A 26255-nucleotide genomic window follows, 5' to 3' on the forward strand; every position below is an offset into this window, starting at 1 on the left:
TAATATCATTAGTGACGGACCTGTCCCAGTGCCAGCGCATAGGGTGGCTGCCCTTTGGTGAGCCCTTGCAGATAAAGGGTGAAAGCGCCTCTTTCACTAAGTTTTACCCTGGGGATGTCCAACAGGGTTTCCAGTGACTCGTTTCTCCACTGTTTCACTTTTACCTGGTACACACCTCCTTTCACCGCCCTGAAAGCTGCGGCCGCAGCAAGGTTGCGCTGCGAGGCCAGGTAAGGCACTGCAGCGCCGGTAAGCCGGATACTGTCCTTTTCCGTGAACAGGTCTACCACCACCGGGGCCGCATCTGCAGAAAGATGAAGGAAACGCACCTGTGCGCTGCCGGCGGCCGGTGCAGGGATATTGTCCGGCACAAGGGTATAATTAAGCCTTGACGGGCTTCCCCGAAGGGTATCATAAATAAACAGGGAGTATTTTTTGCCATGTTCAATGCGCAGGCTGTCAGCGATGACTACTTTTCCATCTGCCGTTTCCACCATCAGGTCGTCGGTGTCCTGCGTGGTAACGCTGCGGTACGCGCTGCCATAGCGGTTGCTGTAACTGCCATAGGCTAATTTGTTCACCCTTCTTCTGTCGTTATACACCACACTTACAGGACCCGCCTGCGGCGCTGCATTTACCGCCATCAGCAGGGCCTGTTGAGTAGCCGGCCTGCTTTTGTCTTCTTCGCAGGAAACAAAAACAAACGTAGTCAATACTGCTGGTAGCAAGGTCTTCCAATTCGTCATAAAAAATCGCAAAAATAACAGTTGTCTGTCTATAAGACATTAAAAAAAACAACACCCCCTACCCGGTAATGTAAAATTAACAAGCCTTTCTGATTAAAAACCGGGCATCAGGCATTAGAATATTTTAATGCAACGCGGAGAACGGGCATGGTGGCTTAATTTAGCCTCACCTTACAATTATGAACATCTTATTGATAGAAGACGAACCCAGTGTAGCAGCATTTATCAGAAGAGGACTGGAAGCACATCAACATACGGTTACAGTAGCATATGACGGACAAGACGGCTGCCATGTGGCCATTCAATACGATTATGACCTGGTGATCCTGGACCGGCTGTTGCCCTCCCTTCATGGGCTGGAAGTTTGCCGCCGCATTAAATCCGTTAAAAAAGGCCTGCCTGTACTGATGTTAACCGCCTTAGGCACCGTGCGGGACAAAGTAGATGGTTTTGAAAACGGCGCAGATGACTATATGACCAAACCTTTCCATTTCGAGGAGCTGCTGGCCCGCATTCAGGCGCTGCACCGGCGTGCGCAGACCGTTACTGCTGAGGCCATCTACCGTGTGGCCGACCTGGAAATGAACTGTTATAACCGCACCGTGTTCAGGAAGGGCAAAGAAATTCTGCTCACCGTGAAAGAATATGCCCTTCTGGAAGTGCTTATCATCAACAAAAACAAGGTGCTGTCGCGCACCTATATGGCGGAAACCGTGTGGGGCATTGACTTCAACAGGGGTACCAATCTGATAGACGTATACATTAACTACCTGCGTTCCAAAGTAGACAAAGGTTTCAGTCAACCACTCATCCACACCGTTGTTGGTGTGGGATATGTGCTAAGAGAAATTACGAATTCATAATTTCTAATTGCCTTCTAACAGTTGCCCGCCCGCTCTTAATTCCGCTCTAATACACTGCCACTAGCTTTGCACCTATATTCAACAGCCTATTCATTTATTCATTACACAACTGATTATGCACATCAAATCTATTCTCCTGTTTGTAGCATTGCTGGCCATATCGCTTGCCGGCATATCGCAGCAACGGACCATCCGGGGAACGGTCAGCGATTCACTCACACAACAACCACTGCCCGGTGTGACGGTAGCAGTGCCGGGAACCACCACCGGCGTGGTAACTGATGCCGATGGCCGTTACAATATCCTGTTGCCGAATGGAAAGAACACGCTCCGGTTTTCGTATATAGGTTACAGTGACCTGTCCCTCACCACCACTTCCGGCAATGATGAATTAAACGCATTTCTCTCCAGCGTGTCACAGTCGCTCAACAGCGTAGTCATCACTGGTTACACGCAGCAAAGCAAATCCCGTACTACCGGTGCCGTTACCAGTCTGCCTACCGCCGTTACCACCCAGGCGCCGGTAGCCTCCTTCGACGTGATGCTGCAGGGACGCGCGCCCGGCCTGTATGTAGGCACGCCTACCGGTCAGCCGGGAGAAGCCGGCCGCGTCTCCATCCGTGGCCTCGGTTCCATCAACGGCGATGTAAACCCGCTGTATGTGGTAGATGGCGTACCGGTAGCCAACAACTCCTTTGCAGCGCTCAACCCCGAAGATTTTGAAACCATCCATGTGCTCAAAGATGCCGCCGCCACCGCGCAATACGGCTCCCGCGCCGCCAACGGCGTTATCGTCATCACCACTAAAAAAGGGAAAGCATGGGAAGACGGCAAAGTACGGGTCAACTACCGTGGCCAGTTTGGTGTATCAGGTCTTAACAGCAGCAAATGGGACATGATGAATACCGACCAGCGCCTGCAATTCGAGGAGATACTGCAAGACCCCACCCTGCCGGGATGGGCCTATTCCCGCAACAATCCCAATAAAATGGTGAACGGCATAGCCGTACCTAAAACAGCTGAAGACTATACTTTCGGCAACCAATACCTTGACAGCCTCCGGCAAATCAACACCGACTGGCGCAAACACCTGCTGCGCCAGGGCCGTATACAAACGCACAGCCTGAATGTTTCCGGTGGCAACGAAAAGACCACGTTCTATCTCTCCGGTGGATATTTTAACCAGGATGGTATTGCGCTCAACTCCGGCATGGAACGTTACAGCCTGCGCGCCAATGTACAGAACCGCAGCGGCAGATTTAAAACCACGCTCAATATGGGCATTTCTACCGCCACCATCAAATACATACAGGATGAAGGCGTAGCTGAAGAAGGCGGTGCAGCAGTCGGCGGCGGTGGCATCACCGAAAAAAACCCTATCGCGGCACTGTATTATGCGTTACCATATGAATCGCCTTATGGCAAACCCGGGCCTGGCCGCTATGGCGCCAATGCGCTGGACGCATATGCCAACAGCCTCAAAAAAGACAACCAGATAAAAGCCGTGTTGTCGCTCAATGAAACCGTGGAGCTGACAAAAGAATTTCAGTTGACCGGCACCGTAGGCATGGACTTCCAGCAGAACAACACCACCAATTATCTGAACCCCGACTCGTGGTATGGCAATCTGGTAAGCAACGGCAACCAGGGCTCCTATCAGCGGGGACTGGCCAACAGGCTGGGACTGGTGGCCACCGGCGGCGTACGGTACAATAAACAATGGGGAAAAGCCCATGAAATAGAAGCCAACCTGTTGTCCGAAATCAATAAAATAAAAGGCAACGGCTTCGGTTTCACCGGCTATGGCCTTGTGCCGGAGCTGCCGGGCACGCCCGCCGGCATCACGCCTGGCACGCCAGACAACAACTTCATTCCGGTGATAAGCGGACAAACAACACCTAACCGGTTGCTGATATCGCAGATCGCGTTGTTCCGCTATTCTTACGGTGACAAATACACGCTTTCCGCCAGCCTTCGCCGTGATGGCTCTTCCCAGGTGCCCGCCACCAACCGTTACAAGTTCTTCTACGCCATAGGTGGTAACTGGAACATACTGGCAGAAGATTTCCTGAAAGACCAGCAGGCCTTTAGCACGTTGCGCCTGCGCGCCAGCTATGGCCTTACCGGTAATGCCGGTGGCTTCACCAGCGACTATGGTTTCAGGACACTGTACAGTCCCGCTGATTACAACGGCAATAAAACGCTGGTGCCCATGACGCCCGGCAATCCCGCCTACAACTGGGAAATGAACCGTATCGGTGACATAGGACTGGAATTTGGTTTCTTCCACAACCGCCTGCGGGGTGAAATAGACCTCTATAACCGCGTCACCGAAGGGCTGTTTGTGAACCGTAACCTTTCGCACACCACCGGTTTCCCTACCATCGCCGCCAATGCCGGCAAGGTGCGTAACCGTGGCATAGAGCTGATGCTGGAAGGCGACGCCATCAAAAACAGGGACTTCTCCCTCACCCTGGGACTGAACCTCGCTTACAATAAAAACAAGATCCTGAGCCTTGGCGGCGAAGACCGGATCTTTGCGGATGAAGCCACCATGAACATGGTGGGCAGGCCGCTGGGCAGCTTCTATGCCGTACGCTGGAAAGGTGTGGACCCACAAACCGGCGCGCCCGTTTATCTCGATAAAGAAGGCAGGGAAACCAACACCTACAATCCTGACGATGCCGTACCGCTGAAAGCCACCTATGATCCGCCGCTGATTGGTGGCGCTACAGTAAGCATCCGCTACAAACGTTTCGATTTATCGATGCTTGTCAGCTTTATACACGGCATGTCGCGACTGAACTACCCTGACCTGTACGCACATTCCGGCAGCCCGAACTACCGCCAGTACAGCCAGTCGAAAGACATGCTCAACATCTGGCAGAAACCCGGAGATGTCAGTCAGTACCCCGGCGCGCAATACGCCACCTACTTCACCTCCCGCGATGTGACCAGCGCCGACTACGTAAAGCTGCGCAATATAACGCTGGGCTATAATATACCTGTACCGAAGCATATGTCCGGCGCCATCCGTAACGTAAAAGTATTTGCCAGCGGCCAGAACCTGCTGTCCATCATGAAATGGCGCGGCTTCGATCCCGAAGATGCCAACGACATCGCACAGTACGAATACCCGATGCCACGCACCATTACCGGTGGTATCAACGTCACCTTCTAAATTTTCATGACATGAACCGTATCATCAGACATATAGCAGTAGTTTGCTGCGCCGCCACCCTTACCGTTTACAGCACATCCTGCAATCATATGCTGGACGTAAAACCTACTGACCAGGTAGACGGGGAAGATATATTCAAATCCCTTTCCGCCGTGAACCGTGCCGTGCTCGGTGTTTATGCCGGATGGGAACCGGAACACACCCTGCGTATCGGCTCCGTGATGGCAGACGAATGCCGCATCGGATTAAAAAATGCCGGTGTGAACGGCTCCGCGCAAAACCTGTTCAGATGGGCTTTTGCCGGTGGCGACACAGAAATTGCCGCACCATGGACCAACGCTTATCAGGTCATCAATCGAGCTAACCGCATCTTAGCCGGCATCGACCGTGTGCCCGTTACCGATGCCGCAGCAGAACAGCAAAAGCAGCAACTGCGTGCAGAGCTGCTGGCCATCCGCGCCTTTGAACATTTTGAGCTGTACCGCAGTTTCAGCTATGCCGGGGTATATGAGCCCGATGCGCCTGCCGTGCCTTATGTGACCAGTGCTGACATCAACAACAAACCTTCCCGCCCTGCAGCCGCCGACTTCTTCCGGCAATTGCAAAGCGATCTGGAAGTAGCGATCGCCATTTCCGGAAATCGTATAACCGACGACGTTACCCGTATGAACACATCGGCCATATACGCCCTGCGGGCGAGGGTAGCCTTATATACCGGCAACTGGGCCGCGGCTGCCGAAAACGCCACCCTGGCCATAGGCAAAATGTCGCTGGCAGGCCGGGAGGAATTTCCCGCTATCTGGAGCGATAAAAGCAATGCCGAAGTGATCTTTAAACTGAAACGCACCAACCTGAGCACGCTCCGCCCTGGTGATGTCTGGAAAAACGCGTCTATCGGCATCGTTTACTTTGCCCCCTCACAAAAACTGTTAAAAGCCTACGACGCAGACAATGATATCCGCTACAGCACCTATTTTGACCAGGACCCCGCGCTGGCCGCAGATGGCCAGCTCGCCGATGTGGTCCGGAAATATGCAGGAGAAGAAGGAGCTGAAAACCGTAATGACGTGAAAGTATTCCGCGTGTCAGAGATGTACCTCATCCGCGCAGAAGCCAATATGCACCTCGGTAAACTGCCCGAAGCCGCAGCAGACCTGCACGCTATCGGCCATGCCCGTATAAAGGGATATGAAACGCCGCCACCGACTGATGCAGCACAACTGCTCAGGGCTATTCTGCTGGAAAGATTCAGGGAACTGCCTTTTGAAGGACACCGTTATTATGACCTGAAAAGACTGGGGCTCCCCATACAAAGGGACGAAGCCGATCTGCAGCAGAGAGACACACAGACAGACCTGTTACCTTCTTCCCTGTATTATTACCTGCCCATCCCACAATCGGAAATATTGAGCAATCCAAATATAAAACCAAACAATAAAGGGTGGTAAACACACAACGGCAGCAAAAAATTGCTGCCGTTGTGTTTACTTTTTTCATCACCCGGATTTAGGATCATGGTGGCCGCTGCAGGCTTTTTTCAATATAAAAAGCAGGCGTATCGCCGAAAGACAGTCGCAGTGAAGATATGCCGCAGCAGGTGCTGCGTATCCTCCGCAGACATAAGGCCGATATTTATACTTCACCCAAAAAATCCGTTATGAAAAAGAAAAAGGTAAATCTTTCCAAACTCTCTCTCAACAAAGAGGTGATCAGTCATTTGTCTCAGGAGAAAATAACAGGAGGGGCGCCTACCCGTATTATGACCTGTCTCGGCACCTGTAATACAGTATTTGACTGTCCTATGCCTACCCTGAAAGGCCATTCTTGTGTTGACTTGTGTGAACCTTAAAACAAATCTGTTATGAAAAGGAAAAAACTGAATCTCTCCAAACTTTTAATTGTCCTTCCAGAGACCCAAATGGTATTACCTGTGTTCTGACTTGCGTTACCACTGTATGCAAATAGCGTAGCCGGTTATTTTTTTGATAGATGAAGTACTGTATGCTATTGGCTTTTCCTCATTTTTTTAAATGCCTGTAAACACGAATCCAATATTTAACCCAAACCCTTCTGTTATGAAAAAGAAAAAGGTGAATCTCGCCAAGCTATCGCTCAATAAGGAAGTGATCAGCAATTTGTCTCAGAAGAAAATAACAGGTGGCGCCACTTATAACGGTGGTTTCTGTAGTGTGGTTGGCTGTCAGCCTCAAACCCAGCCCCTGGTTTCCTGCTTTGAGGTATGCATGCCAAGCGTGTTTTGTACCCTTGACTGCTAACTAGCCGGAACAAACCTGTCCCAGGACCAGCTCTGTACCGGAAATATGCCAGACACAAGACGTTTCCTGTCCGGTTACAGCATGTTGATGACATTCGGTTGTGTTAAACCGATGTAATGAGCCCTCTGAACAGTAGCCTGAATGTGAAGAAGCCGTCTCAAAACAAGAGACGGCTTCTGCGTTTCCCCCACACCCGCCGGGGAAGGTACTGCGTTGGCGCAAAACACCTCCTATTTGCCGTGATCACACACGCTCCGTCAGACGAAGCCGCCGTAAGTTTGTATCGTTAACAACAGTCAAAAAAACGATCTAAAATATTTATCATGACAACCGCTAATCAGACTACTATTACCGTTGAAAGCACTATCAACGCACCTATTGAAAAAGTATGGCAATACTGGAGCGCTCCGGAACACATCACCCAATGGTGTGCCGCCTCTGACGACTGGCATGCGCCGGAAGCCTCCAATGACCTGCGTACCGGCGGTAAATTCAGCACCACTATGGCCGCAAAAGACGGCAGCTTCAGCTTCGATTTTGGTGGTGAATACACCGAAGTAAAAGAAAACGAACTGATCGCGTATGTACTGGGCGATGGCCGCAGAGTGAAAATCATCTTCAACAGTTACGGCGATACCACACACATCACGGAAACCTTTGACCCGGAAAGCACTAACTCGCTGGAAATGCAGCATGCCGGATGGCAGGCCATCCTGGACAACTTCCGCAAGTACACGGAAAACAATTAACATCATATATACCAGGCCGGGGCGTAAGCGTTCCGGCCTGTTTTTAGTCTACGCTTGCCGTTTCCAATAGCTTTCGCGTATAGTCGAGACCGGTAGTATAAATAGCATCGAACTTACTGAAGTCAAACATCCCGTATTGTCCCAGGCCTTCCGGCTCTACAAAAAATGTACATTGTTGTTTACTTTTCAGCACCGGCTCCCTGATAGCCATATGCATCGTACGCTCCATATTGGCCAGAAAACCACCGGCAGGATTATAGGGCACCAGCGGGTTCACATGCACGCCAATGACATGCCTGTACTTTGACAACAGGGGCTCCACGGGCAGGTTACCGGAAAGTCCACCGTCCACATAAGGCACTCCTGCTATCTCCACCGGCCGGAACAACATGGGAATAGTAGACGCAGCCAGGATGGCCGGTATCAGCGGGCCGCGATCAAAGATTTTCTGTTCCCCGTTAACGAAGTTGGTGGCCGCCACATACAGTGGCAGGGGCAATGTTTCAAAAGTGGTGTGCCGCAGGTTTTTCTTTAATGCATCTTCCACTTTCTTCAGCGAAAGAAAACCGGCCCGCCAGTTTTTCCATTCCATAGACAGTCCCAGTTTCTGTTGCTGGAATATCTCCCTGACTTCATCGGTATGAAAACCGTCGCAGATAAATGCGGCGGCGATAGAACCTGCGCTGGTGGCGGAGATGACCTCCGGAAAAATCTGCCGTTCCGCAAAGGCTTTTAATACTCCCAGGTGGGCGTATCCCCGGGCGCCGCCCCCGGACAAAACAAACGGACGTAACATAGGCAATGGGATGCGGTTTAATGCATGTCCGAAGATAGCTAAAAAACAAACGTGCGGGGTTGTCCATTTCCGGACAGTGCAGCGTCCACCTATGAACAGCGGCGCTCCGCGAAGGTACGCCCCGCGGGCCTTTCATGGATGGCAACGTTATTGTATATTCCCATTTCAACCAATTCCAGTGGCATGTTACGTAACTACCTGAAGATTGCCTGGCGGAACCTCAACAAACACCGCCTCTATACACTGATCAACGTAATGGGCCTGGCCCTCGCCACCGCGGCCTTTCTGCTGATCATCAACTATGTGCGGTTCGAACACAGCTATGAAGATTTCTATAAAAATGCTGACAATATATACCGGGTAACGCTGGACCGCTACAAAGGAGCGGAGTATGTGCTCACCGACTGCGAAACGCACTATCCGCTGGGGCCGTTCATGAAAAGGGAAATGCCGGAAGTAAAGGATTTTGTACGGATGCAAGCTGTGGAAGAGTTTGGGGAGATTAAGCAAGGTAACCGTGTGTTTCATATGGACCGTCTTTATGCCACCGACCCCTCTGTATTTACCGTGTTCAATTACCGGTTCATTGACGGAGACCCGGCCACCGCGCTGAACGCTCCTTTTCAGGTTGTTGTCACCGCTTCCACCGCACAAAAACTGTTTGGACGCGTACATGCCAAAGGCGCTGTCTTTCAGGCCGATGATAAAGTGTTTACCGTTACCGGCATCATCGAAGACATCCCGGAAAATACCCATCTGAAAATAAATGCGCTCTTTTCCCATACTTCCCTGCCATCCGTACACAGGTCGCCGGACAACTGGGATGGCAATAATACCTATACTTATGTGGAACTGGCGCCGCATAGCAGCGTGGCAGCCCTCAATGAGAAATTAAAAAAACTCTCCAAAGAACACATCAGGGAGAACGTCTTTACCGCACAGGCCATCAAAGACATCCATCTGTACTCCCATAAATCTTTTGAACCGGAAAACAACGGCGATATCAAAACAGTACGTTTCCTGCTGATCACCGCCCTGCTTGTGCTGTTGGTAGGTGCTGTCAATTACGTGAACCTCACTACTGCCCGTGCCGCAGAGAGAGTGCGGGAAACCGGCATGCGTAAAGCACTGGGATCGTCCCGTGGCATGCTGATCAACCAGTTTATGGTGGAAACAGTGCTCATTAACCTGCTGGCCATGCTGGCCGCTTTAGTATTGGTGCAACTGGCACTTCCCGCTTATTTCAGCCTGATGGACCGGCCGGTAGATACCGGTTTCTTTAGCGCACCGTTCTTGTGGGTGAATGTGGCAGCCCTTTTCGTGCTCAACTCCCTGTTGTCCGGTATTTATCCGGCGTTGGTATTGTCTGGCGTGCAGCCTGTCAGCGTCACCAAAAGGACTTTTACCGGTGGCGTAAAGGGCTCCCTGCTTCGGAAAGCGCTGGTAGTAAGCCAGTTCACAGCTGCGCTGGTGGTGCTTTCAGCGTCTTTTATCGTATACCGTCAACTGGCTTATCTCCGCAGCCAGGACCTGGGACTGAACACGGAGCAGGTGCTTATTGTCACCGCTGCTTCTTCCAGCCAGGAAGCCACGTTGAAAAAACAGGCCGCCGCCTTCCTCAATAGCATCGGACAACTGCCGCAGGTGGAAAAGGCATCCGTTTGCGGCTCTGTTCCGGGCAGCGACCAGCTAAGCACTACCACCGGCATCCGGCAATATGGCACCCAAACCGGAGCGGGTTATAACTACTACATGTATAATATCGATGCCGGTTTTATCCCCGCCATGCAAATAAAAATGGCGGCCGGGCACAACTTCGACCCGGGCACGGACAACAGCAGTTCCATCATTGTCAACAGGGAAGCGGCCAGGCTACTGGGCTTCAGCAGCCCGGAAGCAGCCATTGGCGGCAAGATCGCCTTCTTCCCAAACGAAACGCCTTACTCCACCATCATAGGCGTCACGGAAAATTTTCACCAGCAGTCCATGAAGACCGTCTTGCTGCCGATGGTACACTGGTACCGGGAAATCGGCAGCTATTATGCCGTTAAAATAAAAACCACCGATATGCCGGCTACGCTGGCACAAATCAAACATATCTGGGAACAGCTGCATCCCGGCTACCCGTTTGACTACCGCTTTATGGATGAGCTGTATGACCGGCAATACAAAAGCGATGAACAATTCGGTAAAGTAGTGAAAGTGTTTTCTGTCTTCCTGCTCTTCATCACCTGTCTGGGCATACTGGGGCTGACCGCCTTCAGCATCACCAAACGCAGGAAGGAAATCGGTATCCGTAAAACGCTGGGCGCTTCTGTAGGCAGCATTGTCACATTGCTCAGCAAAGACTTCGTTTACCTGATACTGATTGCGCTGGCGGTGGCCACGCCGCTTACCTGGTGGGCCATGGGCCAGTGGCTGGACAATTTCGCATACCGTGCCCCTATTTCATGGACCGTTTTCAGTATGGCAGGTCTCCTCACCTTGCTGATAGCCATGGTGACTGTCAGCTTCCAGACCGTGCGGGCCGCAATGGACAATCCCATACATGCGTTACGGTCGGAATAAAGCTATGGCACCCATAATTTCTGCACAGGAGCTGTCGCCTGTTCGTCACTGGTAGATAGAAATATTTTACCGGGGATGCGCTTTAATCGACATGTCCTATATTTGTTGTGTATGAAATTATTATTAGTAGAAGACGAACCGGCGGTAGTATCCGTGATCACGCGCGGTTTGGCGGAAGCCGGCTATGAAGTAAGCGTAGCGCCTGATGGCGCCAGCGGCCTGCGTATGGCCCTCGACAATCCTTCTTTTTTACTGATCATACTGGACGTGATGCTTCCCAACATGAACGGGATAGAAGTATGCCGTGCCCTGCGTGCCGCGCAGGTGGCCACGCCCATCCTCATGCTCACCGCGCTGGGCACCACCGAAAACATCGTGATGGGGCTGGACAGCGGCGCAGACGACTACCTGGTAAAGCCCTTTAAACTGGCCGAACTGGAAGCCCGTATCCGTAGCCTGATGCGGCGCAAAAATAATATAGCCGCTCCTGTTATTGCCAACGAGCAACAGGGCGTATTGCAGGTAGGTGACCTGGAACTGAATACCGACACCAAAGCCGCCAGCAGACAGGGTAAAAACATACAGCTCACCGCTACGGAATACCGCCTGCTGGAATACCTGATGAAAAATCCCCGCAAAGTATTGTCACGCATGGAAATACTGGAACAGGTATGGGGCATCGACTTCAACATGAACACCAAAGTGGTGGACGTCTATATTAACTATCTCCGGAAAAAAATCAACAAAAACAATCTCCCCGAACTGATACAAACCGTAACAGGACTGGGTTACATGTTAAAAGAACAAACGGCGGATGAAAATACGCACTAAAATACTGCTCATCTTTGCCGGCCTCACCATCTCCACAATCATGGTGATGAGCGTTCTCGTGTATTATTTTGCCAACCAGCATTCCTTTGAGGATTTTTATAAACGGCTCGAAATACGCGCCTACCTTACCGCACGGGCATCTCTCCCCTACTACGAGGCTGATTCCGTGATCTATAACGAGATACGGGACGAACACCTGGAAAAACTGCCCGCCGAAAAAGAATACCTGTTGCAGGTCACCGATACCGGTCATGTACAACAGGACAGCAGCCTGAAACTGCCTGTCAGCTTCTATCAGCAGGTACTGACCAACAGCAGGGCCACCTACCGTGAAGGCAACCGCTTCTATGAAGGGGTGCTGTACAAAAGCAAACAAGGGCTGTATATCGTCATCGTATCGGCTATCAACCAATACAGCAGCGACTACCTGGCGTGGCTGCGCAAGATCCTGCTGATCTGTTTTGTGGTGTCTTCCGCCATCCTGATCGCGGTAGGTATTTTCTTCTCCCGCTATATTTTCCGGCCCATCCGGGACATCATGCACCAGGTGAAAAGTATCAGCTCCCGTAACCTGCACCTGCGGCTCAACGCCAAAGACAGCCGCGATGAGATCAATGAACTGGCCACTACGTTCAATAATATGCTGGACCGGCTGGAAACGGCCTTTGAAACGCAGAACAACTTCGTCAGCAATGCCTCCCATGAGCTGAGCACCCCGCTTACCGCCATTATAGGGGAAGCTGAACTGGCCCTCAATAAAAACAGAACGCCCGAAAATTATATGGCCGCCCTGCGCAGCATCCTCAGCGAAGCAGGCCGCCTGGAACACATCACCAAAAGCCTGCTGCACCTGGCACAGACCGGCTTCGACGGCAAAAAACAGGACTGGGGCCTGGTACGTATGGACGAGCTGTTGTTTACCATCAAAAGCACCGTCGACAAAATACATCCCGGCAACAAAGTGGAGATCGACTACAGCCTGTTCCCGGAAGAAGAAGAAAAACTGTCTGTCAACGGCAATGAGCAACTGCTGGAACTGGCGCTGAGCAACATTGTGATGAATGCCATCAAGTATTCCAACAACCAGCCTGTTTCCATTGCGCTGGCAGCTACCGACCAGAAAGTGATCATCAATATTAAAGACCTTGGTATTGGTATCCCTCCCTCCGATATCCCTTATATTTTTTCTCCTTTCTTCCGCGCCTCCAATACCGGCCTTTTTAAAGGTTATGGCATCGGCCTGCCGCTGGCCATGAACATTATCCGGATGCACAAGGGCGATATCCTGGTAGAGAGCCAGGTAAACGTGGGAACAGAGATCAGGGTTGAACTTCCACTGTAGAGTTTGCTATTCTTACCGTTTTCTTACCACATTCTTACCACCTTTTAACCCTCTTCTTACCGCTTACTAATCTCCGGCTGGTAGCTTTGTTATCATAAAAGCAACAGCTATGAAAAATATACTCATTCCGACCGACTTCTCCATACGTTCCCTGGGATATGTGCACAGCGTTGTAGCACACTACCCTAACGAATCTGTCAATATCATTTTTATGCATGCCCTGCACATGCCCGATTCGCTGTTTGACTTCATTACGTATACGCGTAACAGCAGGCATATCGAATTGATCACCGCTGATTTTAAAGATGGTTGCGAGATCATCCGTAACAAATACGCGTCTTCAGTCAGCAAGTTAAAAGTGGAATTCTTCCATGGCAATACCAGAGCGGCATTCCGTAATTTCTGCCTGGCGCAGAACGTGGACGTGATATTACAGCCAACAGACAACGATTTTGTTTGTCCTTCCAAAAGAAGCTACAATCCGGTCAAACTGATCGCTGCCTCCAAATATCCTTTAATTAAAACAACATTGACCGGTTCTACCCGGAAGATAATAGCCAAATCAACTATTTCTGCATTGTTGATGGCTTCAGAATAACCTTTAAAAACAGGGTGCTATGTTACTAAAGAAGAATATCCCCTTAAAATATGTATTCGGTAAAATCAAGTTTGAAATGTTGCTGGTAGCGGTATACACCATGATCATCAGCACACTTTATTACCGTTTTGATTTGACTTTCATCGTTATTCCGATAGCCGTACCGATGGTACTAGGCACTGTGTTATCGCTGCTGCTGGCTTTCCGTTCCAACCAGGCGTACGACCGCTGGTGGGAAGCCCGGAGCATCTGGGGCGCTATCGTTAACGATTCCCGTTCCCTGGCAAGACAGGTCTTAAGTTTGATGGATGCAACGTATCAATCGGAAGAGCTGCAGCATTTCCAGGAACGGTTTGTAAAGCGGCAGGCAGCCTGGTGTTACAGTCTCGGCCAGTCATTAAGAAAAACAGACCCGGTAAAAGGATTGGACAGGTTAATAACCAGAAGGGAGTTAAACCATTTGATGAAGTATGATAATGTACCGGCTGCCTTGTTGCTTTTACATGGTAAAGACCTGAAAGAGGCGCTGAATAACGGCTGGATCAACCAGTACCAGCAGGTAAGCATAGACCAGACTTTATCACGCCTGTGTGATTCCATGGGTAAATGCGAAAGGATCAAGAACACTGTATTTCCGGCCACTTACAGCCTGTATACCCACTTTACGCTGATCTTTTTCATCCTGTTGCTGCCTTTTGCGCTGATAGACGTACTGGGCTTTATGGAGATACCCCTGGTAATTGCCATTGCCTCTTCTTTCCTGCTGATAGAAAAGATGGGCATCAACTTACAGGACCCGTTCGAAAATAAACCTACAGATACGCCGGTAACCACTATTTCCCGCAATATTGAAAAAGACTTGCGGCAGATGTTACAGGAGCAGTACGAACCACAGGAGGAAGTGCTGGAAACGGAAAGAAGGTTTTATGTACTATAGACAATCCGCTCATGTGTCAGTTAACGTCTAAGACAAGGACGTAATTTTATAGCGTTATGAGTTCCCCCGGTTTACACCGGGGGTTTTTCTTGTCCGGCAACCAGATGGGGTAAATGGGGGAAATTGATTATCTTGGTATCATCTATCAAATCCTTTATCAACCCATACATGGCAAGAAATAACTCATTTCTCAGTGATCTGTATAACGAGGAGATAACCGGCGTTGCTTATAAAAACCTGCAGCTGAAAAAAAGCATCCTGTCCTGGTTTGCCAACCAGGGCAATACCACTATCGCTGACCTGAGCAAAGTACTGAATGTAAGTTCACCTAAGATAGCGGAGCTGATCAACGAGCTGATGGAAGCCGGACTGGTAAAGGACTATGGAAAAACAGAATCCACCGTTGGCCGCAGGCCCAATCTGTATGGGCTGGAATCCAACTCCCTTTTCTTCCTGGGCGTGGAAGTAAAAAACAATCATATCAACATCGGCCTGCTCAATTTCCAGAAGGAACTGGTCAAGTTCCAGGAAAAGATCCCCTATGAGCTGAGCAATACCGCCGCCTCGCTGGATGAGCTTTGCCGGTTGATCAGCCAGTTCATCAAAGAGCTGAAAGGCATCGCCAAAAAGATCTCCAGCATCTGCATCAACCTGTCGGGCCGCATCAACTACCGGACCGGCTACAGTTACAGCTACTTTTATTTCAATGAAGAGCCGCTGACCCGCATCATAGAAAGCAAACTGGGCGTTAAAACCTACGTGGAGAACGACTCCCGGTCCATGGCCTATGGCGAGTTCTGTAACGGCGTAGTGAAAAACGAAAAGAACGTTATTTTCATCAATGCTGATTACGGTATAGCCCTTGGCGTTATGATCAACGGGGAATTGTATTATGGCAAATCCGGTTTTGCCGGTGAGTTTGGCCACATTCCTTTCTTTGAGAATGAAATCCTCTGCCATTGCGGTAAAAAGGGCTGCCTGGAAACCGAAACGTCCGGGCAGGCACTGGTGCGGCAATTCAAACAGCGGATCGCGGAAGGCGCCACTTCAGGCATCACCAAAAAAGTGGCGGTAAAGGACATCACGCTGGAAGATATTTTGGATGCCGCCAATCATGACGATACGCTGGCCATAGAACTGATTGCCGCCATTGGAGAGAAGCTGGGCAAGGGCATTGCCATCCTGATCAACCTGTATAACCCGGAACTGATTATTTTGGGAGGGGCATTGTCGGCCACGGGAGAAACGATTTTCCTGCCTTTACGAAGTGCTATCAATAAATATTCCCTGAGCCTGGTGAACAACGATACGCAGTACAAGCTGTCCAAACTAGGCAGCAGGGCCGGCGTGATTGGTGCCTCCCTGCTGGCCCGTAATAAGTTGTTTGATATGCTGTAGGCCCTTATTTCCACGGCAGCACCACCCAGGGGCTGTCCGGTGCCTGTAACAGATAGTTCATATTGTTTTGCAGTGCCTGGAAGCTGTCTTCCTCTACGCCGTTCCATACGCAACGGGCAAACTGATACGACAGTGACAGGTGTTTCCACGAGCTATAGGTACGCCGTATCACCGGTACGCAGGCCATGATCTGCTCCAGGGCCGCGTCGTACCCGATGTAACCCGCGTCCAGTCCTGCCCTGGACAGGTTGATGATACGGGCAAAGTCCCATATCAGCATGTCCGGCTGCAGTTTGTCGTGGATAAGTTGTTTGCTGCGGAACAGTTCCAGCGCGTCGCGGGTATTGCGCAGGCGCTCCATCACCACCGCTTCTTCCAGCTCATTGGCCGCGATGTATTCCCGCAGAAAGGCTTTGCTTTCCTTCATGGATACGCTGTTGATGGCTTGCAGGATGATATCATAGTCGATCCTGTGGCCGCTTTCACGGAGCCAGGAAAACATATCGTACAACTCTTCGGGGCTGTCGATGTCCCACCATTCGGACAGTAGCTGCCGGCATTCCTGTTTAGAGAACCCCGTTGTGATGTCATTAAGGTATTGGCCATTGAGGAAAGCCAGATCGGCCCCACAGGCTACGGCCCATTGCTGTTCCTGGGTTAATAGGCTGGTTTTATTCAGCAAAACGGCTTCGGGCTCCCGGCTGAGTGCTTCTTCATCAGCGTCGTCGCCGGTGAAAAGCTGATTAAACTGTTTCATACCTTCTGCAAACGGGAGTAATTGATCAGCCGTATTCATCGACTGCTCCATCTGCTGGCGGTACAGGTTAATCATCTCATTGCTCAGGCCCATATCCTTCAGTTGCTGCCAGTACAGTTCCATATACTGCTGGGAATTCATGGGAAATGGTTTTTGGGTATGGTTTGGTTGTATTCGTATTCTGATACAAGATAGACATTCCCGTTATTATAACCAAAAACCATCTTGTGAGGCAACCTTACTTTTCGCATTGGCTATCAATTATTTAATTCCATATAACACGAAATAACCATATCTCTATCATCCTTACAAGCAAGGAATTACGGCCCACTGCCGGTAGCGGCACGTCCTGTTAGGCCAACAACAGCTTTCCGGTGGACAGTAGCCTTCTGCGATAATATAGGCGTCCCCGTTATAGAAAATACATAAGGCCGCATATAACGGACCACCTCAAATAAAAACAGCATAACCTCCGGAGAAGTTATGCTGTCATTAAGCAATAAAGCGGGATTATTTACCTGTATTCACCGGATTAGGTCTTGCCTCCCCGCCACCCGGCAGGGTTACAAAATAAGGCGTGCCATAACCATTGCCCGGCCGGAAAAAATCGGTGGAAATAATCTGGGCGCCGCTTTTAAACGCTGCGTCTGCACGGGTATGGTCATTCACCTTGGCTTCATAAGTTTCAATATCGGAACGGGTCCTGATCAGGAAACCCTGTTGCACCGCCTGCTGTATCTCCTGCCGGCGCACGATAGCATTGTCCAACAGGAAAAAAGCGGCATAGCTGTCTTGCGGCTGCGATTGCATAAACATCGCCCTGCCTTCGAGGTTAGGCCTGTTTTTAGCATAGTCGGATACCAGGTTCATGCCCGCCGTAGAAGGCAGCAACAGGAAAATAAATTTTCCTCTCGCAGCTTTTACGGTCGGCCAGTTTTTAGCCAGTACGGCATCGCGCAGCGTAGGGTATTTGCCGTGTACGTCATCGGGAGTGATGAGCTTATCGCGGCCCAGCTGTGCAACCACCTCCTGGTCCAGCGCGTCGAAGGCTTTTTCATCGAAAGGCAGCACTTCTGCGGAGCCGGGGAACAACGGAATGCCTTTGTCTTTCGCTTCAATCATCACGTAAATGGGGAAGTGGCCAGGATGGGCATCCGACCAGGTACGCATGGCAGCCAGCGCGCCTTTAAAGGTGGTGTAGTGGGTACGGAAATCAATATCGGCCATGTGCAGCACCTTGAAGCCCGGTTTGTCCAGGTCTTTGGTATCAAAAGGCGCGAGGTTGGTCACTCCTTTCTGTCGCAGCACACGGTAAGCGGCAGGGTCATTAAAGCGGTTGCCGGTAGGATCATTGTACACATCTATCTCGATGCTTCTGATACCTGCGTCCAGCTGAACGTCGAACGGAGGGTGGTTGTAACGTAGTCCTTCGCTCATCTTCATGGAATTGGGATGAAACTCCTGAAAAGCCGCCAGTTGTTCTTTCGGCATGCTCTTCATAAATGTCTGGCCCAGCTTTTCAAGGATAGGATCGATCATGGCCAGTACCGAGGAGTCTACCGGACGGGCGTAGCTGTTGTGGGTGCCCAGCACCTGTACCTGATTTATTTTAAGTGTGTCCAGCGACTGTGCCCCGCAAACGGCGGTAGCACAGGCCATCAGCATTGTTCCCAACGCACGGGTAATAGCTGTCTGCATCGTCAGTAGTTTTTTGTTGTTAGAAAATTTTAACGCTCACGCCTATCTGTCCGCGGAGAGAATACCATTCGGCTTGTTCCACCCGGTCGAAAGTGCCATGGTAGTAGCGTACCGGCGCATTGGTGATATTGTTCAGTTCCAGGAATGTCCTGACTTTAGGTGTGATGGCGTAGGAAGCGGAAAAGTCAACGGTGAAATTCTCAGCGTACCAGCGGTAGTGGTCCGGACCGGCAGCCTGGCGGATCACGTCCAGGTATTTGCCTTTATAGTTACCGGCTATCCTGGCCATGAATTTCCCGTATTCATACAGCAGCGAGGCGTTGAAGATATGTTTGGCCTGTTTGGGGATCACGCTGTTGTCTTCGATCTTTTGGTTATTCACGAACCGCGGTATCTTCACGCGGGAATCAGTGTAGGTGTAGTTCACATCTACCCCAAACCCTTTCCAGAAGCCGGGCAGGCCGGTGAATCTTTTCACAAAACCGGCCTCGAAGCCTGCCAGCCAGGCCCCTTGCAGGTTCTGCGGCTCGCTCACCGTATATTGTATACCGTTAATGTTTTCTGAAGATTGATTGGTATATACCAGGTCAGTAAGTTTTTTGTAGAAAGCTCCTACGTTGACCATACCGATGCCACCGAAATAATGTTCTGCCATCAGGTCGAAGTTATTGGCGAACGTAGGCTTCAGGGCGGCATTGCCGCGGGTGATCAGTTTATTGGCATCGTCCTGTGTGGTGCCTGGGTTCAGGTTATTGAAGTCCGCACGGGCGAAGCTCCGGGTATACGCCACACGGAGTATATCCTTGTCCGTTATATTGTATTTCACATGCAGCATCGGCAGGAAAGCGTTGTAGCTGTTATCCTGGCTGATAGCCGTTACCTGTTTGCCATTTACCCTGCTGCCGTTGAACGTCACTTTATTGTACTCGTTACGGATACCGCCGGTCAGCGTGATTTTCTCAGAGGCTTTATATTCGCCCATCACGTAGAGCGCATATACGTTTTCCACACCGCTGAAGTATTTGGTGGCCCCTGACGCATTGGTAGCGGAATCCACCTGGAAAGGATACAGCTTGTACTGGCTGATGCCTTCCGGCGTTACAAGCGATTTCAGGTTGCCCAACGCCATCTGATCGATGATCACGTTGTTATAGGGTGAATGGATTTCAGACAGGAAGCCGCCGTTATAAGGGAATGGTTCAGTACCCAGGCTGGACATGGAAGGCGCCGCGCCCTGCATACCGGCGATGTATACATTGTAGGGAGACTGCACCACCTTGTCTTTGTGAATAAACTTACCACCGGATTTCAGCATCAGTTTTTCCGACGGGGTGTATTTCAGGTTAAAGTTGAAACGTTTGTTCTCCTCCCAGTTGGTGGCGCGCAGCATGATCACCTGCGACAGTTTCATGGCATCTGCGGTAATCGGTGTATTGGCGGAGATATGTGGCAGTACTGCGTCTATCACGTCTCCTTTTCCGTCAGGGGCGTCCATGGCGAGGTATTTTTTACCATCGGCAGCCAGTCCTTCATAGGCGACCGCCTGCTGGAAAGTGGCCATGGGATAGTATCCGGGGTCTTTAAACCGGAACTTCGACTTGTCCATGCCGGCTGCCCAGTCGAGGGTGAGTTTTCCGGACAAAACTGACTGGCCGCTCAATTCCGCCGAATACAGGTCTGTGAAGTAATGGGAAGCCCTGTCGGTAATGGTGGCGTTTTTGTTGTTGAAGTAGAAGTATGTCTCGCGTACGTTCTGCCCATCGAGGAAAGAGCTGTAGATACCTTTGAACTGTACCTTGTGCCTGTCGTTGAATTTGTATTCCAGGCCGGCGTTGAGGCCGGTGGTTTTGCGGTGGGCAATATAATCGCGCAATTGCAGGTCGGTGATGGAATAGGACTGTTTTACATCAGGATTTGCGAAATCATAGTTCATATTATAGCGGTCCTGTGCAGAGGTACGGTCCCAGATGACGGCCGACACTACAAAGCCCAGTTTGCCTTTCAGCAGGCGGTCGCCATAAACGATGGACGCATTATAGGAACCTTTGCGGGCCTGATCGCCATATCCAACGGCGGCGTTGATCCGCAGCATCCTTGACTGTGGCGCCGCTTTGGTGATGAAGTTGACAGATCCGCCAATGGCATCGCCTTCCATATCCGGGGTGATGGCTTTTGACAGCTGTACATATTCTATCAGTTCCGAAGGGAAGATGTCCATCTGAATACGGCGGTCGGTATAATCCAGGCTGGCCGTGGGCAGTCGGTTGCCGTTCAGCAGGGTGGCGCTCCACTGGATAGGAGTGCCACGTACGGACACATAACGTCCTTCACCCTGGTCACGCTCAATAGAAACACCCTGGATACGCTGCACTGCTTCTGCCGCATTGCGGTCCGGCAGTTTGCCGATAGCATCGGCAGCCAGTACCTCCATAATGCCTGGTGCGTTCTTTTTGATGCTGATGGCCCGTATCTGAGAACCGGCAGAAGCGCCTTTCACGACCACTTCTCCCAGCACATCGTTGGCAGGTTCCATCATAATGGCGCCCAGCTGGTTTAATCCCGGTTTGACATCTACCGTTATTGTTTTAACGGCAAACCCCACATAATTGATCTTCAGGGTCACTTTCCCTGTCTTCCGAAGGGTGATGTTAAAAACCCCGGAAAGATCAGTCTGTGCCCCAGCACCATCGATCACGATGGTAGCCGAAGGCAAGGGACCCTCTTTGGATAAAATACTCCCTCTGATCTGCTGTGCCGTACAGAAAACAGGCAGGAGTAAAATCAGTAATAAAAGCCGGCTGCTCATGGCGAAAAATATTTTTCCGCAAAGTTGAACGAGCGGCCGGAGGAAGTCGTCCTTGTAGATAAATCCGTACGGATTTATCTATCGGGGGAAACAAACACCATTACTATCAACTTAAAATCAACCAGTTATAAAACATTACGGAATTGTTAAGCCATTCACGTTGATTGTATTTCGCGCGGTGACCACTACCGTATTTTTACTTTTCATATAGGCGGAAGGGGTAGTACCGGTGACTTTTTTGAAGTACTGGTTGAACGATGACTTGGAATGAAAACCGGCTTCAAATGCCAGGGAGAGGATGTTGGGTGTGTCTTTCTCCTCGCGGCATTTGTCCAGCAGTTTTACCACTTCCCTGATCCTGTATTCATTGATGAACTGATAAAAAGACTGTCCGAGGTACTGGTTCAGCGCTTCCGAGAGATGGTGCCGCGATATCTCCATCGCCGCGGCCAGTTTGTCCAGCGTCAGCTCCGGATCTTTATAAAGGGCCTTTTCGTACATCCATTGTTTCAACTGTGCCGCAATGGCCGCCTGCTGGGAGGCAGACAGCACCGATTTCCGCGGAAGCGCCGAAGTATCGGCTGCCGCTTCTTCTTCAACGGGTCCCTCTTCAACAGCAGCAACAGCAGGCGTATTCTCCATCAGTGGCAAGGTGGTGCCGGTGTCCATCAAAAATAAAATCCTTACGCGCCCAATGGCCAGGCAAATACTTAACAGGGAGATATAGGTACCTATTCTTCCCCACAGGTGGCTATCGATGACGAACCGGGAAGCGGAGGAAAGGTAATTATTGACCGTCAACAGCAAACTAAAAAACGTCATGGCCAGAAACATGATCGCCATAAACCGGACCAGCTGTTTTTCTGACTGCCAGAAAGCCGGGATACGGCGGGCTTCCCACAGCGACAATATTGAATATAACGGGAAAGACACCAGTGCTATATATCCCACCGTCTGGTTGTAATAAATAATGGCGGGAGGAGTTTTACCGTTGTGCGCAATGATATAACCTGCAATCGAAAAATAGGCTATAGCGCCGGCGACCGCAGGCAGGAGATGCAGGTAGTTGCTCCGCCCGGCCTTTTGATATCTTCCGGAAAGATGGGTAGTATACATCCATAATACCGGCGCATACATCAATGTGATAAACGTGTAATACTGCTTGTGGATTTCCGCATGCGGGAACAGCGTATGCAACATAAAACCGGCGCCCAGGTGTACAAACACCAACATTAAAAACCAGCTCAATATATTATCAGAAGATCTTTTCTTATGGCTGATAATAAATATGCTGAATATGACCAATGCCTGAAAAGCGCCCAGTAAAATAATATACTTCATAACACCCCTGTTTAATGATTTCGGGTGTGAAGCTACATAACCACTATTAAGAAATTATTACCAACGACTCAGCGCTGTGCCGGTGCCGGTTGCCGGAACACCGGGTAATGGTCCAGCAGCAGGGCGCCCAGCGTTTCCCAGTCAGGCGCCTGTTCCCGGATACCAAGCATACCGGCAATCGCGGAAAAGATGTCCGCTTTGGTTTTGCCTTCATTCCTGAAGAAACGCACGGCAGTAGCGCCTTCCGACTTGGAGAGCTTTTTACCGGGTGTTTCCATCAGGAGGGTATGATGATAAAAGGTCGTGTTACAGAAGCGGTCCATACCCGCCAGCCTGGCCAGGTATAGCTGTGCCAGCGTGGAATCCCACAGGTCTTCCCCCCGGACGATAAGGTCTATGCCGAAGTAGTCGTCATCTATCACGGATGCCAGCTGATAGGCAGCATGGCCGTCTTTTTTTCTCACCACAAAATAGCGTTGTTCATCCGGCAGCGTGGCCGGCAGCAAGCCGTTGCCCGTATGCATATGCAGCGTTAGCGGCGCAGCGGTATTGACGCGCCAGCAAACATCAGGGCCGTCCCAGGGCAGTTGGCGGTGAAGGCAATGACCATCATAAATACCGCCGGCATGTTGTAACCTTGACCGGCTACAGTCGCAGGCAAAGAGCTTCCCTCCTGCTTTCAGCGCCGCCAGCGCCTGTTGGTACAGCGCTTCCCGGTGCAGCTGCGACCATTCCCGCTTCAGGTCGTCCGGTGAGCGGGGCCCTTCTTCCCACGGTATTTCCAGGAAATGTAAGGTATCGAAGATGTCCTGCACGTATTCCGGTCTTACCCGTTGCTGGTCCATATCGTCTATCCGCAGGAGTATAGCGGCGCCGCAGCGGCGTGCGAGGGTGGCCGTGAGCACAAAAGAGAACACGTTGCCCAGGTGCAGAAAGCCGCTGGGCGTAGGCGCGATACGGGTTTTACGGTGCGCCGGATAGTCATGGCTGTGCAGTATCTTTTCTATGAGGAAGCTGTTTTTCGCAAAAATACTGCTGCGGGCGTAAAAAAATTGTGCTGATTTGTTGGAAAATAAAAAAAGAATTCTTTACCTTCGCACTCCCTTAGGGGAAGAGGATTGGTAGTTCAGTCGGTTAGAATGCCGCCCTGTCACGGCGGAGGTCGCGGGTTCGAGTCCCGTCCAGTCCGCAAAACAAAAACGCCTGTGAGTCGATGACTCACAGGCGTTTTTGTTTTGGCGAGGGTGCCTCTTTCTTCCTTAAACCAATGCACTTAATCGCGTTTTTGATGAACTTCTTTTGTACCGTTGTTGATGATAAGCAATAAAAAAACTCATTCCCTGATTTGCTTACAAACTTCAGGGGTTTTCATACATGTGCGCAATTTAGCTTACTGACCTTTGGATCATGAAAATGAAACAAATAGCATTGGGCAGCCAGGGATTGGTTGTACCAGTAATTGGCCTGGGATGTATGGGAATGACGGGTTTTGAAGAGGGGCATATGTATGGTCCTGCAGATGAGCAGGAAGCTATCGCGACGATTCACCGTTCGTTGGAACTAGGAGGTAATTTTTTAGATACGGCCGACCTGTATGGGCCGTTGAAAAACGAGCAGCTCATTGCGAAGGCGATCAGCGGTAAACGCGATCAATATATTCTAGCGACTAAGTTTGGCTGGGAGATCGATGACAACAATAAGGTGACCTGGGCCATCAATGGTAAAAAGGAGTATGTAAAGAGATCTTTAGAGCGTTCGCTAAAGCACCTCAATACCGATTATATCGATCTGTATTACCTGCACCGCCTGGATAAAAATACGCCTATCGAGGAAACAGTTGAAGCCATGGCCGGACTGGTCAAAGATGGGAAAGTGGGTTATATCGGCCTCTCGGAAGTATCATCTGAAACAGTTAAGCGGGCGCATGCCGTACACCCGGTCACCGCAGTACAAAGCGAGTATTCTTTGTTTGAGCGGACGGTGGAAGAACGCGGTGTGTTAACAACGTTAAAGGAGCTGGGCATTGGGTTTGTAGCTTATTCACCTTTGGGCCGTGGTTTTTTGTCGGGACAAATCAAAAGCATTGATGACTTGCCGGAGAACGATTTTCGTAGAGCGATCCCACGTTTTCAGGGTGAAATGTTTAATAAAAATATTGAATTGGTTAAGGCCATTGAAGCAATGGCCGAAGCAAAGAATGTTACTTCTTCACAGCTGGCTTTAGCATGGATCATGAGCAAGGGGATCGTGCCGATTCCGGGAACGAAACGCAGAAAGTATCTCGGGCAAAACCTTGCTGCGGTCAATATTGAGTTGACGGAGGCAGATCTTTCACAACTGGAAAGCATCGTGCCTTTAGGAACAGATACCGGCGCACCTTACGATGAGTTCAGTATGGGCTTAATTGATTAAATTTGATTATGAACGCCATTAATTCCATATCGGAATTTCACCGGTTGCTGTCATTGCCCGAACCACGCCATCCGCTGGTAAGCGTGATCAATCTGGCGGAAAGTATTTTTTTGGAGGACGAAATATGGAAAGGTTTCGTTAACCGCTTTTATTGTGTGGCGCTCAAACGCGAAGCGAAAGGCAAGATCAGGTACGGACAGCTGCATTATGATTACGATAAAGGGGTATTGAGTTTTACCGCGCCCAACCAGGTACAACAACTGGACCTGCAAAATATGGAGTGCGGGTCCGGTTATCTCCTGCTCTTTCACCCCGACTTCCTGCTACAGCATACGCTGGCCAACAGTATTCATCACTACGGTTTTTTCGATTATGCGGTAAACGAAGCGCTTCATCTGTCGGCAGACGAAGAAGAGGACCTGATCGCGACCCTTCACAAAATTGACAAGGAGTACGAGCATATCGACAAGCACACCCAGGAGATCATTCTGACGCACATCGAGCTCCTGCTAAAGTACGCTAACCGTTTTTATGAGCGACAGTTTTTGACCCGTAAGAATCATAATTCAGCGCTGCTGACCAGGTTTGAACAGTTGGTCGATGATTACTTTAACAGTGACATACAGGGTTTGCTTACGGTACAATACATTGCAGCACAGATGAATCTCTCGCCAAACTATCTGAGCGACCTGCTTCGGATCCATACAGGGCAGAACACACAACAGCATATTCATGAAAAGCTGATCGCGAAAGCCAAAGAAAAACTCTCCACCACCAGCCTTTTGGTCAGCGAGATCGCCTATGCATTGGGTTTTGAGCATTCGCAGTCCTTTAGCACGCTTTTTAAAAAGAAAACGAATTTATCGCCGGTTGAATTCCGTCAGGCATTTAGAGGAGATTTATAATTTGGAACCGGTGTCTTTTTGCAGCAGCTACAGCTGCGTTGGGGCCAGGTA

Annotated in this window: 21 protein-coding genes and 1 tRNA gene; 15 read left to right on the plus strand and 7 right to left on the minus strand. The window is 50.3% G+C overall.

From position 1 onward, the window contains the following. Nucleotides 1-8: 8 nt before the first annotated feature. Nucleotides 9-746 carry a DUF4397 domain-containing protein gene (locus HGH92_RS05980; RefSeq protein WP_168869829.1) on the minus strand — a complete coding sequence of 246 codons (738 nt, stop codon included), beginning with the start codon at nucleotides 744-746 and terminating at the stop codon, nucleotides 9-11. 179 nt (nucleotides 747-925) lie between these two features. Between HGH92_RS05980 and HGH92_RS05985 the strand changes: the two genes are divergently transcribed. The 6 genes from HGH92_RS05985 to HGH92_RS06005 all read left to right on the plus strand — a co-directional run bounded on the left by HGH92_RS05985 (nucleotide 926) and on the right by HGH92_RS06005 (nucleotide 7815). Next, a complete protein-coding gene (locus HGH92_RS05985; protein WP_168869830.1) occupies nucleotides 926-1609 on the plus strand; it encodes a response regulator transcription factor in 684 nt (227 codons plus the stop codon). Between the two features lie 115 nt (nucleotides 1610-1724). Further along, entirely contained in the window at nucleotides 1725-4790 is a 3066-nt protein-coding gene (locus HGH92_RS05990; RefSeq protein ID WP_168869831.1) for a SusC/RagA family TonB-linked outer membrane protein, read from the plus strand. 11 nt (nucleotides 4791-4801) lie between these two features. Then, the gene (locus HGH92_RS05995; RefSeq protein ID WP_168869832.1) at nucleotides 4802-6238 is read left to right on the plus strand and encodes a RagB/SusD family nutrient uptake outer membrane protein; all 1437 of its coding nucleotides are present in this window, start codon (nucleotides 4802-4804) and stop codon (nucleotides 6236-6238) included. Between the two features lie 209 nt (nucleotides 6239-6447). Beyond that, nucleotides 6448-6639, plus strand: coding sequence for a class I lanthipeptide (locus HGH92_RS34290; protein WP_211092540.1), 192 nt, complete (start codon nucleotides 6448-6450; stop codon nucleotides 6637-6639). Nucleotides 6640-6865: 226 nt separating this feature from the next. Next, complete coding sequence (locus HGH92_RS06000; protein WP_168869833.1) at nucleotides 6866-7066, plus strand: class I lanthipeptide; 201 nt, start codon at nucleotides 6866-6868, stop codon at nucleotides 7064-7066. Nucleotides 7067-7389: 323 nt separating this feature from the next. After that, nucleotides 7390-7815: an SRPBCC family protein gene (locus HGH92_RS06005; RefSeq protein WP_168869834.1), complete on the plus strand. Its 426-nt coding sequence runs from the start codon at nucleotides 7390-7392 to the stop codon at nucleotides 7813-7815. Nucleotides 7816-7858: 43 nt separating this feature from the next. Here the strand turns inward: HGH92_RS06005 and HGH92_RS06010 are convergent, their stop codons facing one another. Further along, the gene (locus HGH92_RS06010) at nucleotides 7859-8611 is read right to left on the minus strand and encodes a patatin-like phospholipase family protein (protein WP_168869835.1); all 753 of its coding nucleotides are present in this window, start codon (nucleotides 8609-8611) and stop codon (nucleotides 7859-7861) included. A gap of 183 nt (nucleotides 8612-8794) precedes the next feature. Between HGH92_RS06010 and HGH92_RS06015 the strand changes: the two genes are divergently transcribed. From HGH92_RS06015 to HGH92_RS06040, 6 genes are all read left to right on the plus strand, one after another. Continuing rightward, nucleotides 8795-11179, plus strand: a complete 2385-nt coding sequence (locus tag HGH92_RS06015) for an ABC transporter permease (RefSeq protein ID WP_168869836.1) — start codon at nucleotides 8795-8797, stop codon at nucleotides 11177-11179. A gap of 111 nt (nucleotides 11180-11290) precedes the next feature. Further along, nucleotides 11291-12010, plus strand: a complete 720-nt coding sequence (locus HGH92_RS06020; protein ID WP_168869837.1) for a response regulator transcription factor — start codon at nucleotides 11291-11293, stop codon at nucleotides 12008-12010. Then, nucleotides 11994-13352: a sensor histidine kinase gene (locus HGH92_RS06025; protein ID WP_168869838.1), complete on the plus strand. Its 1359-nt coding sequence runs from the start codon at nucleotides 11994-11996 to the stop codon at nucleotides 13350-13352. The genes HGH92_RS06020 and HGH92_RS06025 overlap by 17 nt, the downstream gene beginning before the upstream one ends. A 109-nt stretch (nucleotides 13353-13461) precedes the next feature. Continuing rightward, nucleotides 13462-13950: a hypothetical protein gene (locus HGH92_RS06030; protein ID WP_168869839.1), complete on the plus strand. Its 489-nt coding sequence runs from the start codon at nucleotides 13462-13464 to the stop codon at nucleotides 13948-13950. A 19-nt stretch (nucleotides 13951-13969) separates the two neighbouring features. Then, the gene (locus HGH92_RS06035; protein ID WP_168869840.1) at nucleotides 13970-14887 is read left to right on the plus strand and encodes a bestrophin family protein; all 918 of its coding nucleotides are present in this window, start codon (nucleotides 13970-13972) and stop codon (nucleotides 14885-14887) included. Between the two features lie 168 nt (nucleotides 14888-15055). Then, on the plus strand, nucleotides 15056-16285 hold the full coding sequence (locus HGH92_RS06040; protein WP_168869841.1) for an ROK family transcriptional regulator: 1230 nt from the start codon (nucleotides 15056-15058) through the stop codon (nucleotides 16283-16285). A gap of 4 nt (nucleotides 16286-16289) precedes the next feature. Here the strand turns inward: HGH92_RS06040 and HGH92_RS06045 are convergent, their stop codons facing one another. From HGH92_RS06045 to HGH92_RS06065, 5 genes are all read right to left on the minus strand, one after another. After that, nucleotides 16290-17183: a DUF1266 domain-containing protein gene (locus HGH92_RS06045; RefSeq protein ID WP_168869842.1), complete on the minus strand. Its 894-nt coding sequence runs from the start codon at nucleotides 17181-17183 to the stop codon at nucleotides 16290-16292. Nucleotides 17184-17552: 369 nt separating this feature from the next. Continuing rightward, a complete protein-coding gene (locus HGH92_RS06050) occupies nucleotides 17553-18740 on the minus strand; it encodes a Ca2+-dependent phosphoinositide-specific phospholipase C (RefSeq protein WP_168869843.1) in 1188 nt (395 codons plus the stop codon). Between the two features lie 19 nt (nucleotides 18741-18759). Beyond that, entirely contained in the window at nucleotides 18760-21546 is a 2787-nt protein-coding gene (locus HGH92_RS06055) for a TonB-dependent receptor (RefSeq protein WP_168869844.1), read from the minus strand. Between the two features lie 135 nt (nucleotides 21547-21681). Next, a complete protein-coding gene (locus tag HGH92_RS06060; RefSeq protein WP_168869845.1) occupies nucleotides 21682-22887 on the minus strand; it encodes a helix-turn-helix domain-containing protein in 1206 nt (401 codons plus the stop codon). Nucleotides 22888-22955: 68 nt separating this feature from the next. Further along, nucleotides 22956-23972, minus strand: a complete 1017-nt coding sequence (locus HGH92_RS06065; protein WP_317166407.1) for a glutamate--tRNA ligase family protein — start codon at nucleotides 23970-23972, stop codon at nucleotides 22956-22958. Nucleotides 23973-24002: 30 nt separating this feature from the next. Between HGH92_RS06065 and HGH92_RS06070 the strand changes: the two genes are divergently transcribed. The 3 genes from HGH92_RS06070 (at nucleotide 24003) to HGH92_RS06080 (ending at nucleotide 26204) form a co-directional block, all read left to right on the plus strand. Continuing rightward, nucleotides 24003-24076, plus strand: a tRNA-Asp gene (locus HGH92_RS06070). Between the two features lie 218 nt (nucleotides 24077-24294). Beyond that, nucleotides 24295-25299, plus strand: a complete 1005-nt coding sequence (locus HGH92_RS06075; RefSeq protein WP_168869847.1) for an aldo/keto reductase — start codon at nucleotides 24295-24297, stop codon at nucleotides 25297-25299. An 8-nt stretch (nucleotides 25300-25307) separates the two neighbouring features. Continuing rightward, a complete protein-coding gene (locus tag HGH92_RS06080; RefSeq protein WP_168869848.1) occupies nucleotides 25308-26204 on the plus strand; it encodes a helix-turn-helix domain-containing protein in 897 nt (298 codons plus the stop codon). Nucleotides 26205-26255: the final 51 nt, after the last annotated feature.

Origin of the sequence: Chitinophaga varians, from assembly GCF_012641275.1 — a bacterium.
Classification (GTDB): domain Bacteria; phylum Bacteroidota; class Bacteroidia; order Chitinophagales; family Chitinophagaceae; genus Chitinophaga; species Chitinophaga varians_A.